Below are 20,354 nucleotides of genomic sequence, written 5' to 3'. Positions count from 1 at the left end.
AAGGCGGTTTTTTGTGTTTGTTTATGGTTGTCCGTCGTCATCAGCGTGATCTGTTTGGCTGCTGGCTCCTGAATCGCTGTTGTCCGTAGAAGTAGTAGTATCCAGCCCTTGCAAATGATTTTTCAGCTCTTGAGAGATCTCTTCGACAGACTGTTCGTCGAGCTTATAATAGTAAACTCCGTCAATGTAATCATCGGTTCCTTGTAAGTGAAGGGATTCAATATTAAGCTTTCCTTCGCTGCTTGTTGCATAATAAATCAGCGATTTCATTTCATCAAACGTTAAGTTCGTTTTCATATTGTCTCCGATCGCTTCTAACAGATCATCATATTTGGTAATCGAACGGACGCTGCTTGCTTTTTTTATAATGGCTTTTAAAATTTCTTGCTGGCGCTTTCCGCGCTCGATATCGTTATCAAGCTTTCTTGTTCTGGCAAGAGCCAGCGCTTGCTCGCCATTTAATGTTTGCCATCCTTTTTTCAGAACAATCGCATTATGATGGTCTTCGGAATCTTTTTCTTTAAGATTATATGGCACTTCTACTTCAATTCCGCCTAAGGCGTCCACCACGTCCATAAAAGCATAGAAGTTCATTTTGACATAGTAGTCAATTTGAATATCAAACAGCTGCTCAACCGTTTCAATGGTTCCTTTTACACCGCCAAAGGCGTGGGCGTGGGTGATTTTATCCCGTCTTTCCTCTGACGGAATATATACATACGAGTCACGCGGAATACTTACTAATTTGACAGATTTCTTTTTGGCATCGAATGTCGCTAGCATTAACGCATCTGAGCGTGTATCGCTTTTGAAGTTTCGCGAACGGCTGTCATCAATGCCGATAAACAAGATGGAGAAATTATCAATTTTCAGGTTTGGGCGATCTTGGTCTCGTCCTTTGATCTCCTCATACGATTTATTGATCACAGATTCCGCCTTATGCATAAGGAACGAAGCGTAGCAAGTAGCTCCCAGCACAAGCAGCAAAATAGGCGTCAATATCCATAATAATATGCGCTTTCTGCGCTTTTTCTTTTTTTGCTTTTTACGATAGGTTCGTTTATTGGTCATTGATTGTTCTCCTCTTCTTTTTTCTAAGAGTGGTGAAAGGGAGGCTAAGAAATGGTCGTTTCCATATAGGTGACTTCCCCTTCTTGAATGTCCGCCCTTGCATTGGTTAAATCGGTGAGCCATTCGCAAAACGGCTGCTTGTTGTTTTCTTCGACAAATACCTCGATTTCGACATGATCTAGATAGTGAATGGCTTTCACATCATAAATGGAGGAGCGAAGGGCATTCTCCACTTTGCCAAGCCAATTGTAATCGATCGCAACATGCATAATGCGCATGAGGCGGCGTTCAACAATTTCCGCTGCTTTCAGCCCTTCGGATACCGCTTTGCTGTAAGCGCGGACGAGACCGCCGGCTCCAAGCTTAATGCCGCCAAAATAGCGAGTCACAACGACAACGGTGTCCTTTAGTCCTTTTTTCTTAAGCACTTCGAGCATCGGAACCCCAGCCGTGCCGCTCGGTTCACCGTCATCATTCGCTTTTTGGATGTGGTCATGCTCGCCGATTAAATAAGCAGAGCAGTTATGCGTCGCATCCCAATGCTTTTTTTTGATCGTTTGAATGAACTGAGTCGCTTCCTCTTCCGTTGTTGCCCGATTGGCATAACAAATGAATCGCGATTTTTCGATCACGATTTCACTTTCTCCATATCCTTTTACGGTATAATATTTATGCAGCAATGATGAAACACCTCGCGATCATGCGGCACGCTGTTGCATATGTTTTTATTACCAATTCAATTTTTGGCGATAAGTTGCGTGAAACATGCTATACTTAAAAAAACAAGTATATGCCGTCGCCTACCGGTCGGGAACAGGTAGCGAAAAAGCATCTTTTTCTATTATAAATCGACAGCTTTTTTCCTTCAAATAAAACTTTTCGTTAGAAAAATTTGTATGATCTCTTGATACTTTTTTGTATAAGCACGGAGGATTTCGTATGTCTTTGCCAAAAAAATTAAATGCGAAGGAATTAGATAAAATTGTCGAAAAAATGGTAAAAACGGTTCATCATAGCAAAGATGAAATTTTTCAGATTGGCGAACGGTCCCGCCATGAGTATGAGCATTTGATCAAGGAGCTAGAGGAAACAAAAACGCAAGTCAGCCTGATTATCGATGAAGCAGATCGACTGGAGGTGCAGGCGCGTCTGGCCAGACAGCGCTTATCAGAGGTGAACCGCCATTTTTCACGCTATTCCGAAATGGAAATCCGCGAGGCTTATGAAATCGCGCACGAGCTGCAAATGAAGCTGACGATGATTCGCGAGCAAGAAAGGCAGCTGCGGCTGCGGCGCGATGAATTGGAACGGCGTTTAGCCGCGCTAAAAGAAACCATTGAACGCGCCGATCATTTAATTGGACAAATCACCGTTGTCCTGAATTATTTGAACAGCGACTTTCGCCAAGTGGGCGAGTTTATAGAAGGGGCCAAACAAAAACAGGAGTTCGGTTTAAGGATTATCGAAGCTCAAGAAGAGGAACGCCGCCGCTTATCGCGAGAGATTCACGACGGTCCTGCCCAAATGCTCGCCCATGTGATGATGCGCTCGGATTTAATGGAGCGGATTATTCGACAACGCAGTGTCGATGAAGCGGTTCAAGAATTGCGGGATTTTAAAAAAATGGTACGTTCTGCACTTTACGAAGTGAGAAGAATTATTTATGATTTAAGACCAATGGCGCTTGATGATCTGGGCTTAATACCTACCCTCCGTAAATATTTGCAAAATGTTGAGGAGTATAACCAGCAAACGAAAATTTCTTTTGTACATATTGGGGAGGAAAAACGATTGCCTGCCCATTTTGAGGTGGCGATTTTTCGCCTTGTCCAAGAATCGGTGCAAAACGCACTGAAGCATGCGGAGGCATCTGAGATTCAAGTGAAGGTAGAAATGAAGCAGCAGTATCTTTTCCTAATGATTAAAGATAATGGAAAAGGATTTGATGTGAAGAAAAAGAAGGAAAATTCCTTTGGATTGATTGGGATGAAGGAACGAGTAGAATTATTGGAAGGAACGATGAATATCCGTTCACAAATGGGTGTGGGAACAACCGTGTTTATTCAAATTCCGCTGTTAGAAACGACACAAACAAGAAGGGAGAGGATCGATCAATGAAAACACGCATCGTTATTATTGATGACCATCAATTATTTCGCGAAGGAGTCAAGCGGATTTTAGAATTCGAAGGACAATTTGAGGTAGTAGCTGAGGGAGCGGATGGCAGTGATGCGCTCGAGTTGGTGCAAAAGCATCAGCCGGATATCGTGATTATGGATATTAACATGCCGAATACGAATGGAGTGGAAGCGACGCGGCAGCTGGTGGAAACGTACCCTGACACAAAGGTGGTGGTCCTTTCCATTCACGATGATGAAAATTATGTGATGCATGCGCTGAAAACAGGCGCGACAGGCTATTTATTAAAGGATATGGATGCGGATACATTGATAGAAGCGGTCAAGGTCGTAGCAGAAGGCGGATCTTATTTACATCCGCGTGTCACGCATAATTTAATTCAAGAATACCGCCGCCTTGCCGCAGGAACGAGCCAGAAGGTCGAAAAAACATCGCGCGAGGTATGTCTGCCGCTGCATTTGTTAACGCGCCGGGAGTGTGAGGTGCTGCAGCTTCTTGCGGACGGCAAAAGCAACCGCGGCATTGGCGAGGCGTTGTTTATAAGTGAAAAAACGGTGAAAAATCATGTCAGCAATATTCTTCAAAAACTAAATGTAAATGACCGTACACAAGCGGTTGTTGTGGCGATCAAAAACGGATGGGTGGAGGTCCGCTGAGCGCCAAGGCTGTCGAGAATTCGGCAGCCTTTTTTTGTAATGAAATCCATCTTTTTTTCCGCTACAATGGAGGTAAGGAAGACGGGCTGATCATCCACATGCAGACCGTTTCCATTCGCTCATGCCGATGGGGACAAACTGAAAGAACAGGCTAGTCAAATGAGAAAGGTCCTGCATGAGCGAATTGGTGCAGCGTATCCGCTGTGACGATGGATCAGCAAAGGCCATAATCAAAATAAGGAAGGTATGAATGATGAGGACAGCGATTGTCACGGATAGTACGGCATATATTCCGAAAGACGTGCGCGAAGCATTGCACATTTATATGATTCCATTAAGCGTTTCCTTTGGCAATGAAGCCTATCGGGAAGAAGTGGATATTCATGCGGAGCCATTTTTCGAAGAAGTGAGGCAGCATAAACATTTGCCGACAACATCGCAGCCGTCGATCGGCGCATTTGTTGAGCTGTTTGAAACGCTGGCCAAGCAATATGACGCGGTGGTAAGCATTCATTTATCAAGCGGCATAAGCGGTACGTATCAAGGGGCGTTAACGGCAGCAGGCATGGTAGAAGGCCTTCAGGTGTACGCGTATGACTCGGAGATCAGCTGCATGGCACAAGGCTTTTATGCGATGGAGGCCGCTGAAATGGCGCTGGCGGGCAAGCATCCCCAAGAGATTATTGCCCGCCTGGACGAAATCAAAACCTCGTTGCGCGCGTATTTTATGGTGGATGACTTAATCCATTTGCAGCGCGGCGGACGGCTGAGCAGTGCCCAAGCGTTTATCGGCAGCCTTTTACAGGTGAAACCGCTGCTTCATTTTCAAAACAAAGTCATTGTGCCGTTTGAAAAAATCCGTACGCGCAAAAAAGCGATCAAGCGGATCGAGGAGCTGCTCGCCGAGGATGCCAAGCTCGGAGTGCCCCTGAAAGCGGCGATTATCCATGCGAACCGCTTGGAGGAAGCGGAGGCGTGGAAGCAGGAGCTGGCGCAAACCTATCCGAATGTGGAATTTTTGATCAGCTATTTCGGCCCGGTCATTGGGACGCATCTGGGCGAAGGCGCGCTCGGGCTCACTTGGTATCGCCCATAAAGAGCTTCATCATCATGGAACGGGACATCAAGTCCCTTATCTAAACGGATGGGACCGTCCACATGCCAATCGCCAAGCCATCGATCGGCGGCATCAGCGGGAAACCGAAAAAGCATCAATGCTGCCGAAGCAAGCAGTACGGACCGCTTCAGAATGTTGATAAACGCTTTCATCTTGCATCATCGGCTCATGAACGTTTGAGTTCGGTTCGCGTTTTCACTCGGCTGCGTTCCTGATCTGCTAAGCGTTTTGATGCAACCGACGCAATCCATAAAGGCTGTTAAAATGGTTGAAGCCAAAGTCTACTGTGGGCTTTGTCTTCAACCGAAAACCGTCAGTTCCGCTTTTTTCTTTAGGCAACGATTCGCCAAAATGAATCATGGAGGGATAAGATGCGTTTTGTGTTTGAACAGGGCAAATGGCTTCCAGAAGCGCTGGCAAAGGAAAAGCATAAAGACCGCCGGCCGATTAGCCGTCTGCCCGATCTCCCTTCTTGCGAGAAAAACCCCGAATTTCCCTTTTCTCCTACTCTTCTTGCCTTTCTTGAAGGCAAACAGCTTCTCATAGATGACCTCCCTTTTTCACTGGAACAGATTCAGGCCCATTATGAAAATGGTTATTTGCGTTATCAAAAAGGCATTACTCAAACCGAGCGCGGCGATTATCGCTGTGAACGATGCGGAAATGAGCGCGCCCATCTTTTTGCCTCCTTTCACTGCGCCCGCTGTGAAGAGAGCTGTACGTATTGCCGGCAATGCTTGATGATGGGAAGGGTGAGCGAATGTACTCCGCTTGTCGTTTCTTGTGTGAGCCCAAAGCGAATCGCTTATGACCGTCCGCTTGTTTGGAGCGGCAAACTTTCCCATGCCCAGCAAGCGGCGGCGCAAGCGGTCAAGCAAGCCATAGACCGCCATAATGAATTAACGGTCTGGGCTGTTTGTGGGGCGGGGAAGACAGAAGTGCTTTTTCCCGGCATCGCCCATGCCCTAGAGCGCGGCAGACGCGTCTGCATCGCTACCCCCAGAATGGATGTCGTATTAGAACTGGCTCCGCGCTTCAAGCAGGCGTTTCCAACGGTTCCTGTCATTGCTTTATATGGCGGAAGCGAGGATCGTTTCAAACAGGCCCCTCTTGTCATGGCGACCACGCATCAGCTGCTTCGTTTTTATCGCGCGTTTGATGTCATGATCATCGACGAAGTCGATGCTTTTCCTTACTCTGTGGAGCCGATGCTGCAATATGCAGCTGCCAAAGCCCGCTGTGAACCGTCCGCTTTGATTTATTTAACAGCGACTCCCCATCCAGCATGGCAACGGGAAATTCAAAAGAACAAGCGAATGGCGGCGACGATTCCGGCGCGCTATCACGGCTATCCTCTCCCGGTCCCTGCTTTTGAATGGTGCGGACATTGGCGAAAGCAAGTGCAAAAAGGAAGGCTCCCCCGCAATGTGCTGGCCTGGGCAAATGAGAGAATCCAAGGAGGGAGACCAGCCCTGCTATTTGTTCCGCATATTGCCCTGCTGCAGCAGGTTGTGCAAATACTTAAGCGGCTGGATGCGCGGATCGCGGGGGTCCACGCCGAGGATAGCGCCCGTAAGGAAAAAGTGCACGCTTTTCGCCAAGGAGCGATTCCGCTTCTCGTCACGACGACGATTTTAGAACGCGGCGTGACGATTCCTCGCCTCGATGTGGCGGTATTAGGAGCCGAGGATGACCTATTTACAGAGGGCGCGCTTGTCCAAATTGCCGGAAGGGTGGGACGAAGCGCCCTGCATCCAAACGGAGACGTCCGCTTTTTTCATTACGGAAAAACAAAAGCGATGGTCGCCGCGAAACGGCAGATCGTTCGCATGAACCGTCTGGCTCAAGAAAGGGGGCTATTAAAGAGTCCATGAGTGAACATTGTTTGTTGTGCCATCGGCGTTATGCGCAGCGAATGAGTTGGAGACATTTGTTGATGTTGAAACAGACAGATGTGCTTTGCCATGAATGCCGCCGCTCTTTTGCCCTTATTGCTGGCGATCTATGCGAATGCTGCGGTCGTCCATTTGACCGCGTTGACGAATCGTATCGGCAAGGGGAATTATGTGCCGATTGTGTCCGCTGGAAGCGTGACAACGCATGGCGCGGTGTGTTAACGAAAAATCGATCTGTATACGTGTACGATGCTTTTATGAAAGAGGTGATTGCCCGCTGGAAGTTTCGTGGGGATTATGCGCTCGTTGAAGCGTTTCGCACTGATATGTGCCGTGAATTTTTCTGCCACTTTCCGCGCGATTCACTTCTCGTCCCGATCCCGCTAAGTTCCGCACGTTTATACGAAAGAGGCTTTAATCAGGCAAAAGCGCTTGCCGAATTGCTCGGCTGTTCGATTTTAGACGCATTAGAACGATTCGATTCCGCAAAGCAGTCAAAAAAATCAAGGCATGAGCGGCTTGAAACGGATCGTGTTTTTCACTTGCGTTCGGATGTATTGCTGCCCGCCGATGCTTCTATCGTGCTGATCGATGATATTTACACAACGGGAACCACGGTTCGCCATGCGGCTCGAATGCTGCGGGAAGCGGGCGCTGCCGCCGTTTCCTCTTTTACCCTCGCGAGGTCGTAATTTGATTGGATTGGCTCATAAACATTCATCGTGATTTGCCGATATAAAAAGTAGCAAAAACATGAGTGTTGATGATTCGCTTTTGTATAAAAATCCTATTGCTTTGATAAGTACAATAAATGGATTGCAGCGTTGCTGCACAAGACCGCTGCTCTTTCATGGTTGGCGTTTTGTGCACGAAGAGGCGCGTTTTTATGGAATAAGACTGTTCATCAACATGCTTGAGCATAGATCAGAGAGCGGAGTGTGAAAACCATGCAAATTTATCATGATTGGATGGTGCAGACATCCATCGCTTCCCAGGATGGAACGGCCCCGCTCAAAGAAGGGGATACCGTTTTTGTGGCCATCAAGGAAAAAGTCAGCGCAAGTGAGGCGATTGTGACGATCAAAGGACAGGATCGCTATGTCCGCTTTCAAGGGGACATCCCAGACAAGGAAAAGCTCGTTGTCCAAATCACGGGAATGGATCGTGATGTTCTTGAAGTTAAAGCGGTTTCGCCCTCGGCAGCCGCTCAAGCGATGGCCGGAAATTCGTTGGCTCCAATCGAACAGCTGCTAAGAAAGCAAGGCTTGTTTCTGACCCAGGCAGAGCGGGCGGCTCTCAAAAGCTTCTTGGAAAAAACAAAAGGAACAATGGCTGAAAAGCTGGAAACGATTCAAGCTCTCGCCAGCAAAAAGCTTCCGTTGACGTCCCTTCATATGCAAGCGGTTCATGAAGCGCTGCACGGAGAGCCGCTAGGTGATCTGTTGATGGAGCTCATGGAGGAGACGACGGAGTCACCAGCAGTGAAAGAGACAAGCCCGGAGCCTCCAAGTGACCAAAAAAACGGAACGGCTGCCGAAAACACATCAAGCTGGATCGGAAATGAAACCGATTCAGGCACCAATATGGAAACGGTTCAATGGACGTACGGCCATGAGGAATGGTTCAGCGGAATCACGCCGCAAGCAAAGGAGCTTGTCGTGCGAACCGTCACGGAAAAAATGGCGCAAGCAACGGGCGAGTTTCAAAGCTGGCAGCGGGAGACCGGCCAAAAGCTGGAGCAAACAGCGTCCATATTGACCGCCCGTTCGACTCAGGTCCGTTCGCAAGCAAGGATGTCGATCGAAGCGGCTGTTTATACGCTTGATCGCATGATTTTGCGCGGAGAATGCATGATGTTTGCCGATATGGGAACGGAAAAACAGCTTCTTCAGGCAAGCGCAAAGCTGGCAGAAGCGAAGCAATTGATTTCAGCTGGAAAATGGAGCGATGCCGCATCCATCGTTCAGGAGGTAAGGCAGACGGTCTCCTCCCTCCGTTTTCAACCAGCGGATGTCAAGATTCAGCGCTTTGTCTCGGAGATGCAGGCCTCTCCATCTGCTTCCGTGTCTAATCAGCCGCTCGCTGGGCAAATAGGACGGCTGCTTCCGGCAGCAGCGGATGACTTTTCCGCCCGAGGGATATTTGAGCAGCTGCGCTTATTGGGGATGCATCATGAAAAAGAAATCGCGCAGGCCGTGATGACCCAAACCGGACCGCTGCCAAGCAAAAACATGAAGTCCCTGCTCCTCAGCGCCGGAGAGGGGGGGTACGGCACAGCTTCGCAGGCAGAGCGGGCGGTCTTAAATCTGACAGGCCAGCAGCTATTGAGCCGGTTTGAGGCAAAAAGCCACACGCAAACTATGGTATATCAGCTCCCACTGATGATGCGAGATCAAATGGAAACCGTTCACGTCTATTTGAATTCGCGCAATGAGGACGGAAAGTTAGATTGGCAAAATTGCAGCTTATATTTTTTATTGGATACGGAACAATACGGAAAAATCGGATTGCTGCTGCAAGCTGCGGAACGCAACTTAGCGATTACGGTCAAGACCGATCATGAGCAAGTGGAAAGCGCGCTCAAGCCGCTCATGGAAGCCGCTAAGGAGCATTTAAATGAAATCGGCTACCATGTAACGAAAATGACCTTTGCGAAAATGACGGAGTCAGCGGTTTCTTCCTCTTTACAAATTCCGTCCGCAAGTGAGAAACTTCAAGAGAAAGGTTATGATATAACGGTATGAAGCATCCATATGAAACATATGCTTCGGCATTAAGCCGCTACGAAGAAGAAGCAGAGCGTCTATTGGAAACTCTTGAGCCAAGCGGAAAAATGGGAAAAGAAATGATCGAGCACGCTGAAAAGCAAGGTATTCCCATTCAAAAAGATGCCACTCTTGTCGAGCATTTAGCCGACCCGCAGCAGCGTGTTCCTTCCCAGCTTTATGCGGTGATCGGAGAAATTTTGCGCGTCATAAAGAACATAGAACAGAAATAGAGGCGATGTATGGTGGAAGTCCAAAAAGTGACAAAGCCGAATATAATCAAGACAACTCAGCCAAAGGAAACGGTTCCTTCTGCCTCCGTATCCTTTGCTGAGGTGATGGCCAAAAAGCAGGATGATTTAGTGTATGAGCGATTCCAGCAGCTTGTCCAGCAAATTGCCGACCAAGGAAAAGTATTGGCTGAATCGCATTCAGTTGAGGATTTGCGGAAATACAAAAAGCTAGTCAAAACCTTATTGGACGATGCAGTCAAGCATGGCTTGCAGCTGTCCGAACAGCGCAGCTTCAGCTGGAATGGGCGCCAGCGCTTATATAAGCTCGTGAAAGAGGTGGATCAAAAGCTACTCGACTTAACGAATCAAGTATTGCAAAATGAAAAGGATGGGATGGGGATTTTGCGCGCCATTGGCGAAATTCAAGGGCTAATTATCAATATTTACACGTAAATGAGCGAAGGATTGGGGGATGGCGACAGTGAATCTAGAAAATTGCCCGAATTGCGGACGATTATTTGTCAAAAATCAATTTCGTGATATTTGCGACCGATGCTATCAAGAGGAAGAAAAAGAGTTTACGAAGGTGTATAACTATATGCGAAAGCGGGAAAACCGCATGGCGACACTGTCGGAGGTGGTGGAAGCAACCGGTGTGTCCGAGCGCCTGATTATGAAATTTATTAAATCGGGACGGCTCCAGCTCGCCAACTTTCCGAATTTAGGCTACCCTTGCAGCCGCTGCGGCACGATCATTCGCGAAGGCAAGCTTTGTGTTTCGTGTAAACAAGACCTCAGCCAGCAAGTGGAGCAGCTGCAAAAAGAAGAAACAAAAAAGAAAGAGAGCAGCCGGCCGACGACCGTATATTATACAAAAAAAGACGATCCAAAAGACTTCTAAATCTAGCCGTTTTTATCTAGAGAAAATCCTGTTAAGCGGACGGAGCCGATTTGGTAGCTTCAAAGCGACAGGGGCGGTTTTGTTATTGTTCAAGTCGCCCTGTAAGAGCATGAAGTTTTTTGTCTCTTCTTTGTTTGGCGGATAAGGAACTTCTCAGGCCATCTATTAAAACATCGAGAATCGTTGCCGATAATATAAGTAAGAAGCAACGAATCGGACGAAGAAAAGGAGGGTTGTCCGTGCGCATCAACCAGAACAATATCTCGTCACCGGGAGTTCATTCCTATAGACATTATGCGAACCAAGAGATTCAGAACGGTAAGACTGGCAAAAAGCGGGATCAAGTCGAGATTTCCGCAGAAGCGAAGGAATTACAGCAGCATCCCCAATGGCAGATCGAACGGGAAAATAAGGTGCGTCAGTTGAAAGAACAGGTACAGTCCGGCACCTATAAAATCGATGCCCATGCGGTGGCTAAAAGCATCTATGACTACTATGCCCGATCATGAGGCGCAGAGCCCAACAACGAACGGAAAGCGGAGTTTCAGGAGAGGAGGGGTTTCATGTCTGCCGCGCCGCTGATTCATTTATTAGAAGAGTATGTGCAGGTGCATAAGCATTTGCTGCATTCAGCCCACAAAAAAACAGACGTGTTAAAAAAAGGAGATATGGAAGCCCTAAAGACGATCATCCAGGATGAACAGAAACATATTTTTTTGATCAGCCAATTGGAAAAAAAGCGAAACGATGTGATTGCCGCGCTTTTTCCTCGCTCCAGCACAGCGGAGGAGCCGCCGACATTGGCCGCTTGCATCGAGAGGGCCGCTGAACCGGAGCGGAGCGAGCTAAAGAAACGGCAGGAAGAGCTATCAAAGGCCGTTCGAGAGCTGAAGGAAGCGAATGAGCTCAACCAGCAGCTCGTCCAGCAATCGCTGCAATTTGTTCATATGACCTTGGATTTGCTTTTGCCGCAAACGCCCGAAATCAACTACCAGAATCCCCATTCTGCTGCTTCGGGATACGAAGGCGGCCGTTCGTTGTTTGACTCAAAAGCATAAGCGGATCAGATTTCGCGTTTCTCAAGCGCTTGGCTGATTCGAATCTCAAGTATAGCCCCCGCAAAGCTTCGGAGCGGGGCTTCAAGGAGTGGAGAAAAGACAATGGGTTCAACCTTTCAAGGATTAGAAATCGCCAAACGCGGCATGTCGACGCAGCAAATGGCGTTATACGTCACAGGAAATAATATTGCCAACGCCAACACGCCAGGCTATTCTCGCCAACGCGTCAATTTTACCGAAACGGAGCCGTATCCGCCAGCCTCGATGAATCGCCCGCAAATTCCTGGACAGATGGGGACCGGAGTCGAAGCCGGCTCGATCCAGCGCGTGCGGGAAGGTTTTTTAGATATGCAATACCGCAATGAAAATAATAAGCTGGGCTACTGGGAGGCAAGAGCGGATGCCACGGCTAAAATGCAGGATATTATGAATGAGCCTTCCGATAATGGCCTGTCGAAAACAATGGATGAATTTTGGCAATCATTGCAGGATTTAAGCACAAATCCGGAAAATGAGGGGGCGCGTTCCGTCGTGCGCCAGCGCGGATTGGCGGTCGTGGAAACCTTTCATTATTTGTACGATTCATTGTCGCAAATTCAGCAGGATTTTGGCAGCCAAATCGGCGTGACGATTACACAAATCAACTCGCTGACAAAGCAAATCAGCGATATTAACAAGCAAATCAGCGAAATTGAGCCGCACGGCTATTTGCCCAATGATTTATATGACCAACGGGATCGTCTTGTGGACGAGCTTTCCAAGCTGGTGAACGTTCAGGTTGAAAAGGTGGCCAACGGTGGCAATTCCCTTAAGATCGCCGAGGGAACGTACAATATTTATTTGACAGACAGCAGCGGCAGCCCGATTTTGGACGGCAGCGGCAATAAAATTTACTTAGTTCAAGGCAGCACCACCCATACGCTTTCACTGCCAGGCGGACAAGATCTTGATGGTGACGGAGTGAGCGAAACGCCAAATGGCCCAGTCGCTCAATTTCAAGTAGGAAGCGCCTCGATTTCAGCTACAGCGTTTTCGTCCGGAAAGCTGTTAGGATTGGTGGAATCGTTCGGCTACGAAGATTCCTCTGGGGATACAAAAGGCATTTATCCAGAAATGATCGCACATTTGAATGATTTAGCTTACACCTTTGGAACGATTTTTAATGAAGTTCATAAAAAGGGCTATGGACTGGATGGTACAACAACGGGAGTGGAATTTTTCAGCGGATTGACCTCTACTGATGCGGCGAAACAGATTACGTTGTCATCGGATATTGATAACCTTTCAAATATTGCGGCATCAATGGACAAAACATCGGGGAACGGAAGCAACGCCATCAATTTGGCGAATGTCGGAAAAATGCTGTTGTCCTCTAGCTCCATCAGCCTAGTCGGCACAACCGACACATTAGATTTAGCAGGTCTTAGCCTTCCGTTGAAATCAGGGACAATTAAATCAAATTATGAAGGCTGGATCGGCAAGCTGGGCGTTGATGGACAGCAAGCCGAGCGAATGAAAAATAACAGCGACACTTTATTGCAATCGGTCGAAGGGAATCGTCAGTCGGTAAGCTCGGTTTCGCTTGATGAGGAAATGACAAATATGATTAAGTTCCAGCACGCGTATAACGCGGCTGCCCGGCAAATAACAGCCATTGATGAGATGCTTGATAAAATCATCAACGGCATGGGCATTGTAGGAAGGTAGGTGAACAGGGATGCGCGTAACCCAAGGAATGCTTGCTGCGAATATGTTGCGGAATTTAAGCGCCAGCTATGCGCAGCTTGGCAAATATCAGGACCAATTGGCGACGGGCAAAAAAATTAACCGTCCATCTGACGATCCGGTCGTGGCGATGAAAGGCATGGCTTATCGAACCAATTTGACGGAAGTTCAGCAATTTAAACGCAATTTTTCAGAGGCCTACAATTGGATTGAAAACTCCGATGATGCGCTCGATAAAGCAACTCAAGCATTGCAGCGCATTCGCGAGCTTGTGGTGCAGGCAAGCAATGACACATACGAGACAACACAGCGTGAATCGATCTCTCAAGAGGTGGAGCAGCTGACCGAACATCTTGTCTCGATCGCCAATACACAGGTGGGAGATAAATATATTTTTAATGGAACCGATACATTAAAGCAGCCGGTCGATTTGACGCAAACACCGCCAATCGTCTCTACGAATGCGAATCCAATCAATATTGAGCTATCGAAAGGAATTTATGTACCTGTCAATGTCGATCCGACGAAGGTGTTTGGTTATGATAGCAGTGCCACCACCGCCAATGGCAACGGCTTATTCAGCGATTTGCAGTTTTTAAGCGCTGATCTGAAGGATGCGATGAAATCAGGAGCCGATATTAGTCAATATTTAAACTATCTGGATAAACATATTAATAATTTGTTGAGTGCCCGTGCGGAATTAGGCGCGCGCATGAATCGAATCGAATTGATGGAAGAGCGCGTGGACCAGCAGGAGGTTGTGGCCAATCGGATTTTGTCAGACAATGAAGATGCCGATATTGAGCGGGTGATTACGGATTTAAAAATGCAAGAAACCGTGCATCGCGCGGCGCTTGGTGTCGGCTCTCGCATTATTCAGCCAACGCTTCTTGACTTTTTACGTTAAGCTATCTGGCGAAGCCAAGATGGCTTTTCTTTTAGGAGGGAAAAAGATGCAGCTGCCGCAAATTCGTTTACAATCGACAGTTGCGAGAATTTCCATCGCAACGACACCGCCTGTGCAAGAAATCGAACAGCCGCCGGCAGAGCTTGAAATTAGACAGCCGCCAGCGCAACTTCAAATCGAAACCACCCCGGGAAAGCTGACGATTGATCAAACGAAAGCATGGGAGGATATGGACTTAAAGCATATTTTTCGCCGCATTGAAGAATTTGCGGAACAAGGCTATCAAGATTGGCTCGCGGGAATGGCCCGCCTGTCTGAACAAGGAGATGAGCTGATGCGCATTGAAGATGGCGGCAATCCCATCGCGGATCAGGCAAAGGAAAACAGCGAGCCTCCGATGTATGAGTTTAACATCGGCTGGATTCCATCTCTTTTTAGTGTCAAAACCAATTATGAACCGGCGAAGGTTCATATTGATGTTCAAACTCGGCGTCCGATGATTCAAGCCAAACCCAATCCGCCGCTTCTTCGCTATACGCCGGGAAAAGTGGAGATTGATTTAGCGCAGCGGCCGACGCTGAAAATAGATGTGGTCAACTTAAAACTAGCGAATGCCAACCAATTTGAAACTTCCATTTAAAAAAGGTGAGAAGCCATGAAAATCGAAACAAAATACCACGGTGAATATGAATTGCAACAGCAGCAGATCATTCATTTTGCACAAGGGATTCCCGGCTTTTCTGAAGAAAAACGATTTGTTTTGCTGCCGCTTGAAGATACGCCGTTTGTCATTTTACAGTCGGTCGCCACGCCCGCGCTTGGGTTTGCGATGATTGATCCCTTTCTCTATTTTCCAGATTATGATTTTGAACTTGACGATGCCTCGATCGAGCAGCTTGAATTGTCCTCGGCGAAGGAAGTCGCGGTTTATGTCATTTTGACCGTCGCCGACCCATTTGACCAAACTACGGCGAATTTGCAGGCACCGATTGTGTTAAACCAACAAAAGCGGCTCGGCAAGCAAGTCATTTTAACGAATACGCCGTATCAAACGAAGCATCGCCTATTTCCAGAAAAGACTGCGGCGAAATAAGGAGGCGAGACAGATGCTGGTACTTACACGCAAACTAAAGGAAGCGATCCAAATCGGCGATGATATTGAAATCACCATTCTTTCCATTAACGGCGACCAAGTTAAGCTTGGTATCAGCGCGCCCAAGCAGGTCGAAATCCATCGAAAGGAAGTCTATCTCGCCATCCAAGACGAAAATCAGCAAGCAACACTCGCCTCAAAAGCATCATTGGATGAGCTTTATCAGCAATTAAAGCATTTGAAAGGGGGGAAACAATCATGAGCTTGGGCATTGGCGGAGTGCCGGTTCAAGGAGTCATCGCCCGCGTAGTCGAGGACAACAAACAAATCGCGGAACAGGTGCTCAATGAAATCATCAATAAGCATAAAGAAGATCCGGCGCATGTCATTAAAGAAATTCAGCAGCCTTCGCCATTTTCACAATTTCTCGACATAAAAATATAATTTTTTACAAGCAAACTATTAAACTTTGCAAACGTTAGACCGATATTAAAAGTGGAAGCAGGGAAGAAAGGCGGCCGACTTTCTATCTATCTGCAAAAAAATGTTCCACATGGATGTGGAAACCAACATTCAAGGAGGAAAAGAATATGAGAATTAACCACAACATTGCGGCGTTAAACACATACCGCCAATTAACGGCTGGCACAAGCGCAGCTGCTAAAAACATGGAAAAATTATCTTCTGGTCTTCGCATCAACCGTGCAGGCGATGACGCTGCAGGCTTGGCGATCTCTGAAAAAATGCGCGGACAAATTCGCGGATTAGATATGGCTGCGAAAAACTCGCAAGACGCAATTTCTTTAATTCAAACAGCGGAAGGCGCATTAAACGAAACTCATGCGATTCTTCAACGCATGCGTGAGTTGGCAGTTCAAGGTGGTAACGATACAAACACAACTGCGGACCGCAACAACATTCAAGACGAGTTAAATCAATTGTTATCTGAAATTGACCGTATTTCTAACACAACACAGTTCAACACTAAAAACTTGTTAGACGGCTCATTTACTGGAACATTCCAAGTAGGCGCTAATGATGGACAAATTATTACACTATCAGTTAACTCAATGAGCACAGGCGCTCTTGCTGTTGCTGGTATTTCAGTTGGTTCTAACGCATTAGCGAGCCAAGCGATCGCATCTATCGACAACGCGATTAGCAAAGTATCTCAAGAGCGTTCTAAACTTGGTGCGTATCAAAACCGTTTAGAGCATACTATTAACAACTTGTCGACTTCGTCTGAAAACTTGACTGCTGCAGAATCTCGCATCCGCGATGTCGATATGGCGAAGGAAATGATGGAATTCACTAAGAATAATATCTTGACACAAGCATCACAAGCAATGCTTGCTCAAGCGAACCAACAGCCGCAAGGCGTTCTTCAATTACTTCGCTAATATAGTTGAGTCCCTCTTCTTAATTCAAGGAGAGGGACGTTTAAAAAAGTATCGTGTCCTTTCCAAACAAGAAAGAACGGCACGATATTTTTTTAAGCGAGTTTATTTTTAAAAGGATGTGTACCATGAGGCCATTATTATCTTTATGCATGATTGTCAAAAATGAAGAAAAGGTGTTGCAGCGCTGCCTTGATTCTGTCTATGGGATTGTAGATGAAATTATTATTGTTGACACTGGATCAACGGACTCTACAAAAAAAATAGCTTTAAATTATGTTGAAAAAATATATGAATTTGAGTGGACGAATAGTTTTGCAGATGCCCGAAATTATGCACAAAAACAAGCTAATGGAGAATGGATTTTAGTTCTTGATGCAGATGAGTATGTGGATAGAGAGAACTTAAAACAAGTAGTAGAAGAGCTAAAAAATGCAAGAGAAACTGTTGATGGTTATGATGTAACTATCTATAATTTCATGGGTTCATATGGAGAAAGAGTTCTTCAGCACAGAAGCACGAGAATATATCGGAATCGCTCTCATATCTTCTATTATCGCTCTATTCATGAGCAATTAAAGAAAAATGGAAGTGAAGCATTGACCACAGAATCCCTTCCTTTTATTGTTTATCATTCTGGATACATGACTCAAACAGTGAAAGCAAAGAATAAAAATGAACGGAATACAGAGTTAATTGAAAAAGAGCTACAATCTTCTAACAGCAAAGGATTTGATTATTTCAATTTGGCGAATGAGTATCTTTCGAAAGCTGAAGTAGAAAAAGCATTGCAATATTATTTAGAAGCTTATAGGCTAAAGCCAGACTTTAGATTTAGCTGGGTCTCAATTTGTGTTGTTCAAATTATTCTATGTTTAAAATACTTAGAGCGGTTTGCTGATGCGCTACATGTAATTAGTGATGCTGAGAATATCTACAGCGAAACGCCTGATTTTAAATATTTAAGAGGCGAAATTTACTATTTACAGCGCCGACATGATGATGCCTTAACCGTTTTAACTGAATTAGTTAATAACAAACACAAATATTCGAAATCTATTAAAAGTATTGAATATCTAGAGTATGATCCTCACGTTTTACTAGGACATATTCATAAACATAAACAAAATTTTCAAGAAGCCGTCCATCATTATACAAGCGCCTTATCTGTCAACAATAAGAGCTATGAAGCGCTATTTCATTTGTTAAGCTTATTGGCCAAATTTCATTCTGAACATGAGATTATTCATTTTCTAGAAAAAAGAAGCTGGTTTACAAATGAGCGCGATATATTACTGCTATTAAGAGTTGTTTTCACTATCAGAATGACAGGCACTGCTGAATATTATGTTTCAATGTTAGAAGAGGGAACTACTAAAAAGGGCTTTGAGATTAAACTCAAGATTTTAAAAGAAGAATATAAAGCAGCGATTGCAGAATTGTTGAATAGTTCCTTATCCTCACTTAAAGTGTATATCCAAAATGGCTCTTTAGATTTATATGATGTTTTAGTTGCATCGATGAGTATTGGCAAGCTAGATATCATTCGATTGTTAATTAATATTGTGGGGGAAGAAAAGGAAAAAGAATTTTTACGATTCATCCTTAAAGAAACAGACGATATTCCGGAGCAAAATTTCTATCTGAATATGATTGAACGGACGATTCAGCTTCAAAAATATGATCTATTTGAAGAGTTAATCAAATTACGGGATCAATTTGACAATCGAATTAATCTTTCTCTTGGACACTTGCTTCATCGCTATGAATTTATTGAAGTGGCTCTTGGCTTTTATCAGAGTATTGAAGACTTTAATGATTTGGATGCAGATGCTTTTGTTAACATCATCGAAGGTTTAGCGATGCGAGAACAATTTGCAGAAGCAATCCAGTATGGACTGTTAGGAATGAATCTTGGTCATCACGATTTCCGCTTATATAAATATGTGTTGGAACTAATGAAATTGAATGAGATGAATGAAGAACGGAGACGTATACTGGAAAGTGCCAAACAAATCTACCCTGATAGCAAATGGTTAATGGAACAGGGCAATTAAGAGGGAGACTTATATGAAAACTAGTATTATCATTCTCACTCATAATCAATTGAATTACACAAAACAGTGTATAGAAAGTATTATTAAATATACAAAAGAAGGAAGTTACGACATTATTATTGTTGACAACCATTCTACTGATGGTACGGTGGAGTGGTTAAAAGAACAAAATAACTTAAAAGTAATCTTTAATAATAAAAATCTGGGCTTTCCAAAAGGATGTAATCAAGGAATTGAAATAGCAACAGGGGACAATATTCTTCTTTTAAACAACGATACGGTTGTAACTGAAAATTGGCTTGAGAATTTGTTGGCATGTTTATATAGCTCTGATGATATAGGTGCAGTTGGACCGGTGACCAACTCGGCGACATATTATTCAACAATTCCGGTGGACTATACATCGATTGATGAAATGCATCGGTTTGCCGCGAGCTATAATGTTTCTGATCATAGTAAATGGGAAGAGCGGTTAAAATTAATTGGTTTTTGCATGCTGATTAAAAGAAAAGCGATTAATGAAATTGGTTTACTCGATGAGCGATTTACGCCAGGGAATTTCGAGGATGACGATTACTCGGTCCGCTTACGCAAAGCAGGATACCGTTTGATGCTATGCAAAGATACGTTTATTCACCATTACGGCAGTGTATCGTGGAAAAAGGATGTTAATGCCTATTCTCGCATTTTGACTGAAAATGAGAAGAAGTTTAAGGAGAAGTGGGGCACAGATTCGAATTCATATCGAGTGGATTGTGAAATGGTGGAATGCATAAAGGCGCGTAAAGACGAAGCACTTCGTGTGCTTCATATTGGCGCTGGATCGGGAGGCACTTTGTTGAAAGTGAAAAATGAGTATCCACTTGCCCAATTATATGGTGTCGAGAAAAATCCATTTTCAATTGAAGAGGCAAGCAGATTCGCGATCATGACTGACAGCTTTGAGCATCATGACATCATTGGCCGGGAGTTTGATGCCATTTTATTAAGCGGCGACACTTTTTCCCTAGACAAAAGGCTGCTTCAATTTATTGTAAGGCATCTCAAGGAGAATGGAACGTTTATTGCGAAGCTTCCTAATATCGGCCATTGCTTAGTGATACAGGATTTATTAGGCGGCGGTAATCCTGTTTCGAATCGTAATATGTACAGTTTTTCACAAATCGATTGCCTGTTAAAAGAGGTGGGATTTCGCACCTCTATCTCTGGACTAAAGCCTTTTATTAGCGACAGCCAGCAGCACTTTATTAATCAGTTAGCGACTATATATGGAGATAGTGTTCGCCCGATGTTGGAGTCGAGCTACTTTTTAGTGGCGGCGCAGTTTGAAAATCGTCAAC

General features: G+C 45.4%; 21 protein-coding genes and 1 pseudogene. 20 read left to right on the top strand and 2 right to left on the bottom strand.

Annotated elements, in window-relative coordinates; all coding sequences use genetic code 11:
- Positions 1-21: 21 nt before the first annotated feature.
- Positions 22-1,071, bottom strand: coding sequence for an LCP family protein (locus B6A27_RS03815; protein ID WP_080860300.1), 1,050 nt, complete (start codon positions 1,069-1,071; stop codon positions 22-24).
- 44 nt (positions 1,072-1,115) lie between these two features.
- Positions 1,116-1,751 (bottom strand): YigZ family protein, encoded by a 636-nt coding sequence (locus B6A27_RS03810; RefSeq protein WP_044745022.1) that lies wholly within the window; start codon positions 1,749-1,751, stop codon positions 1,116-1,118.
- A gap of 259 nt (positions 1,752-2,010) precedes the next feature.
- Between B6A27_RS03810 and B6A27_RS03805 the strand changes: the two genes are divergently transcribed.
- The 20 genes and pseudogenes from B6A27_RS03805 to B6A27_RS03710 form a co-directional block, all read left to right on the top strand.
- Positions 2,011-3,189 carry a sensor histidine kinase gene (locus B6A27_RS03805; protein WP_066149535.1) on the top strand — a complete coding sequence of 393 codons (1,179 nt, stop codon included), beginning with the start codon at positions 2,011-2,013 and terminating at the stop codon, positions 3,187-3,189.
- Positions 3,186-3,866, top strand: a complete 681-nt coding sequence (locus B6A27_RS03800; RefSeq protein WP_044746297.1) for a response regulator — start codon at positions 3,186-3,188, stop codon at positions 3,864-3,866. The genes B6A27_RS03805 and B6A27_RS03800 overlap by 4 nt, the downstream gene beginning before the upstream one ends.
- 253 nt (positions 3,867-4,119) lie before the next feature.
- The gene (locus B6A27_RS03795; RefSeq protein ID WP_044746304.1) at positions 4,120-4,962 is read left to right on the top strand and encodes a DegV family protein; all 843 of its coding nucleotides are present in this window, start codon (positions 4,120-4,122) and stop codon (positions 4,960-4,962) included.
- Positions 4,963-5,354: 392 nt separating this feature from the next.
- Positions 5,355-6,857 (top strand): ATP-dependent helicase ComFA, encoded by a 1,503-nt coding sequence (locus tag B6A27_RS03790; RefSeq protein WP_080860298.1) that lies wholly within the window; start codon positions 5,355-5,357, stop codon positions 6,855-6,857.
- The gene (locus B6A27_RS03785) at positions 6,854-7,570 is read left to right on the top strand and encodes a ComF family protein (protein WP_080860296.1); all 717 of its coding nucleotides are present in this window, start codon (positions 6,854-6,856) and stop codon (positions 7,568-7,570) included. The genes B6A27_RS03790 and B6A27_RS03785 overlap by 4 nt, the downstream gene beginning before the upstream one ends.
- A 255-nt stretch (positions 7,571-7,825) precedes the next feature.
- Complete coding sequence (locus B6A27_RS03780) at positions 7,826-9,622, top strand: hypothetical protein (protein WP_080860293.1); 1,797 nt, start codon at positions 7,826-7,828, stop codon at positions 9,620-9,622.
- Positions 9,619-9,876 carry a flagellar biosynthesis protein FlhB gene (locus B6A27_RS03775; RefSeq protein WP_044746293.1) on the top strand — a complete coding sequence of 86 codons (258 nt, stop codon included), beginning with the start codon at positions 9,619-9,621 and terminating at the stop codon, positions 9,874-9,876. The genes B6A27_RS03780 and B6A27_RS03775 overlap by 4 nt, the downstream gene beginning before the upstream one ends.
- Positions 9,877-9,888: 12 nt before the next feature.
- Positions 9,889-10,329: a YaaR family protein gene (locus tag B6A27_RS03770; protein WP_080860350.1), complete on the top strand. Its 441-nt coding sequence runs from the start codon at positions 9,889-9,891 to the stop codon at positions 10,327-10,329.
- A gap of 28 nt (positions 10,330-10,357) precedes the next feature.
- The gene (locus B6A27_RS03765; RefSeq protein WP_080860348.1) at positions 10,358-10,777 is read left to right on the top strand and encodes a TIGR03826 family flagellar region protein; all 420 of its coding nucleotides are present in this window, start codon (positions 10,358-10,360) and stop codon (positions 10,775-10,777) included.
- A gap of 239 nt (positions 10,778-11,016) precedes the next feature.
- The gene (flgM, locus tag B6A27_RS03760) at positions 11,017-11,286 is read left to right on the top strand and encodes a flagellar biosynthesis anti-sigma factor FlgM (protein ID WP_044746292.1); all 270 of its coding nucleotides are present in this window, start codon (positions 11,017-11,019) and stop codon (positions 11,284-11,286) included.
- Positions 11,287-11,340: 54 nt separating this feature from the next.
- Positions 11,341-11,835 (top strand): flagellar protein FlgN, encoded by a 495-nt coding sequence (locus B6A27_RS03755; RefSeq protein WP_080860291.1) that lies wholly within the window; start codon positions 11,341-11,343, stop codon positions 11,833-11,835.
- A gap of 102 nt (positions 11,836-11,937) precedes the next feature.
- Positions 11,938-13,542 (top strand): flagellar hook-associated protein FlgK, encoded by a 1,605-nt coding sequence (gene flgK, locus B6A27_RS03750; RefSeq protein ID WP_080860289.1) that lies wholly within the window; start codon positions 11,938-11,940, stop codon positions 13,540-13,542.
- A 10-nt stretch (positions 13,543-13,552) separates the two neighbouring features.
- Positions 13,553-14,467, top strand: a complete 915-nt coding sequence (gene flgL / locus B6A27_RS03745) for a flagellar hook-associated protein FlgL (RefSeq protein WP_080860287.1) — start codon at positions 13,553-13,555, stop codon at positions 14,465-14,467.
- A 46-nt stretch (positions 14,468-14,513) separates the two neighbouring features.
- Positions 14,514-15,107: a DUF6470 family protein gene (locus B6A27_RS03740; protein WP_080860285.1), complete on the top strand. Its 594-nt coding sequence runs from the start codon at positions 14,514-14,516 to the stop codon at positions 15,105-15,107.
- Positions 15,108-15,122: 15 nt separating this feature from the next.
- The gene (gene fliW, locus B6A27_RS03735) at positions 15,123-15,560 is read left to right on the top strand and encodes a flagellar assembly protein FliW (RefSeq protein WP_080860283.1); all 438 of its coding nucleotides are present in this window, start codon (positions 15,123-15,125) and stop codon (positions 15,558-15,560) included.
- Between the two features lie 13 nt (positions 15,561-15,573).
- Positions 15,574-15,822, top strand: coding sequence for a carbon storage regulator CsrA (gene csrA, locus B6A27_RS03730; protein WP_080860281.1), 249 nt, complete (start codon positions 15,574-15,576; stop codon positions 15,820-15,822).
- Entirely contained in the window at positions 15,819-16,004 is a 186-nt protein-coding gene (locus B6A27_RS03725; protein WP_080860279.1) for a hypothetical protein, read from the top strand. Before csrA ends, B6A27_RS03725 begins: the two co-directional genes overlap by 4 nt.
- 146 nt (positions 16,005-16,150) lie before the next feature.
- Complete coding sequence (gene hag, locus B6A27_RS03720) at positions 16,151-16,960, top strand: flagellin Hag (protein ID WP_080860277.1); 810 nt, start codon at positions 16,151-16,153, stop codon at positions 16,958-16,960.
- 125 nt (positions 16,961-17,085) lie between these two features.
- A complete protein-coding gene (locus B6A27_RS03715) occupies positions 17,086-19,014 on the top strand; it encodes a glycosyltransferase (RefSeq protein ID WP_236546354.1) in 1,929 nt (642 codons plus the stop codon).
- A gap of 13 nt (positions 19,015-19,027) precedes the next feature.
- A pseudogene (locus B6A27_RS03710) lies at positions 19,028-20,098 on the top strand (glycosyltransferase); the annotation flags it as partial.
- Between the last annotated feature and the right edge of the window lie 256 nt (positions 20,099-20,354).

Source organism: Anoxybacillus sp. UARK-01, assembly GCF_002075365.1.
GTDB classification, from domain to species: domain Bacteria; phylum Bacillota; class Bacilli; order Bacillales; family Anoxybacillaceae; genus Anoxybacteroides; species Anoxybacteroides rupiense.
This window is presented reverse-complemented; position numbering and strand designations above follow the sequence as displayed.

Bases quoted from the DNA above. Each gene is read 5' to 3' on its own strand.
- B6A27_RS03805 (WP_066149535.1), top strand. From the start codon at position 2,011: ATGTCTTTGCCAAAAAAATTAAATGCGAAGGAATTAGATAAAATTGTC.
- flgL (WP_080860287.1), top strand. From the start codon at position 13,553: ATGCGCGTAACCCAAGGAATGCTTGCTGCGAATATGTTGCGGAATTTA.
- B6A27_RS03725 (WP_080860279.1), top strand. From the start codon at position 15,819: ATGAGCTTGGGCATTGGCGGAGTGCCGGTTCAAGGAGTCATCGCCCGC.
- flgK (WP_080860289.1), top strand. From the start codon at position 11,938: ATGGGTTCAACCTTTCAAGGATTAGAAATCGCCAAACGCGGCATGTCG.
- B6A27_RS03815 (WP_080860300.1), bottom strand. From the start codon at position 1,071: ATGACCAATAAACGAACCTATCGTAAAAAGCAAAAAAAGAAAAAGCGC.
- B6A27_RS03800 (WP_044746297.1), top strand. From the start codon at position 3,186: ATGAAAACACGCATCGTTATTATTGATGACCATCAATTATTTCGCGAA.
- B6A27_RS03775 (WP_044746293.1), top strand. From the start codon at position 9,619: ATGAAGCATCCATATGAAACATATGCTTCGGCATTAAGCCGCTACGAA.
- B6A27_RS03790 (WP_080860298.1), top strand. From the start codon at position 5,355: ATGCGTTTTGTGTTTGAACAGGGCAAATGGCTTCCAGAAGCGCTGGCA.
- B6A27_RS03715 (WP_236546354.1), top strand. From the start codon at position 17,086: ATGAGGCCATTATTATCTTTATGCATGATTGTCAAAAATGAAGAAAAG.
- B6A27_RS03740 (WP_080860285.1), top strand. From the start codon at position 14,514: ATGCAGCTGCCGCAAATTCGTTTACAATCGACAGTTGCGAGAATTTCC.
- B6A27_RS03785 (WP_080860296.1), top strand. From the start codon at position 6,854: ATGAGTGAACATTGTTTGTTGTGCCATCGGCGTTATGCGCAGCGAATG.
- B6A27_RS03795 (WP_044746304.1), top strand. From the start codon at position 4,120: ATGAGGACAGCGATTGTCACGGATAGTACGGCATATATTCCGAAAGAC.
- hag (WP_080860277.1), top strand. From the start codon at position 16,151: ATGAGAATTAACCACAACATTGCGGCGTTAAACACATACCGCCAATTA.
- B6A27_RS03780 (WP_080860293.1), top strand. From the start codon at position 7,826: ATGCAAATTTATCATGATTGGATGGTGCAGACATCCATCGCTTCCCAG.
- B6A27_RS03755 (WP_080860291.1), top strand. From the start codon at position 11,341: ATGTCTGCCGCGCCGCTGATTCATTTATTAGAAGAGTATGTGCAGGTG.
- csrA (WP_080860281.1), top strand. From the start codon at position 15,574: ATGCTGGTACTTACACGCAAACTAAAGGAAGCGATCCAAATCGGCGAT.
- fliW (WP_080860283.1), top strand. From the start codon at position 15,123: ATGAAAATCGAAACAAAATACCACGGTGAATATGAATTGCAACAGCAG.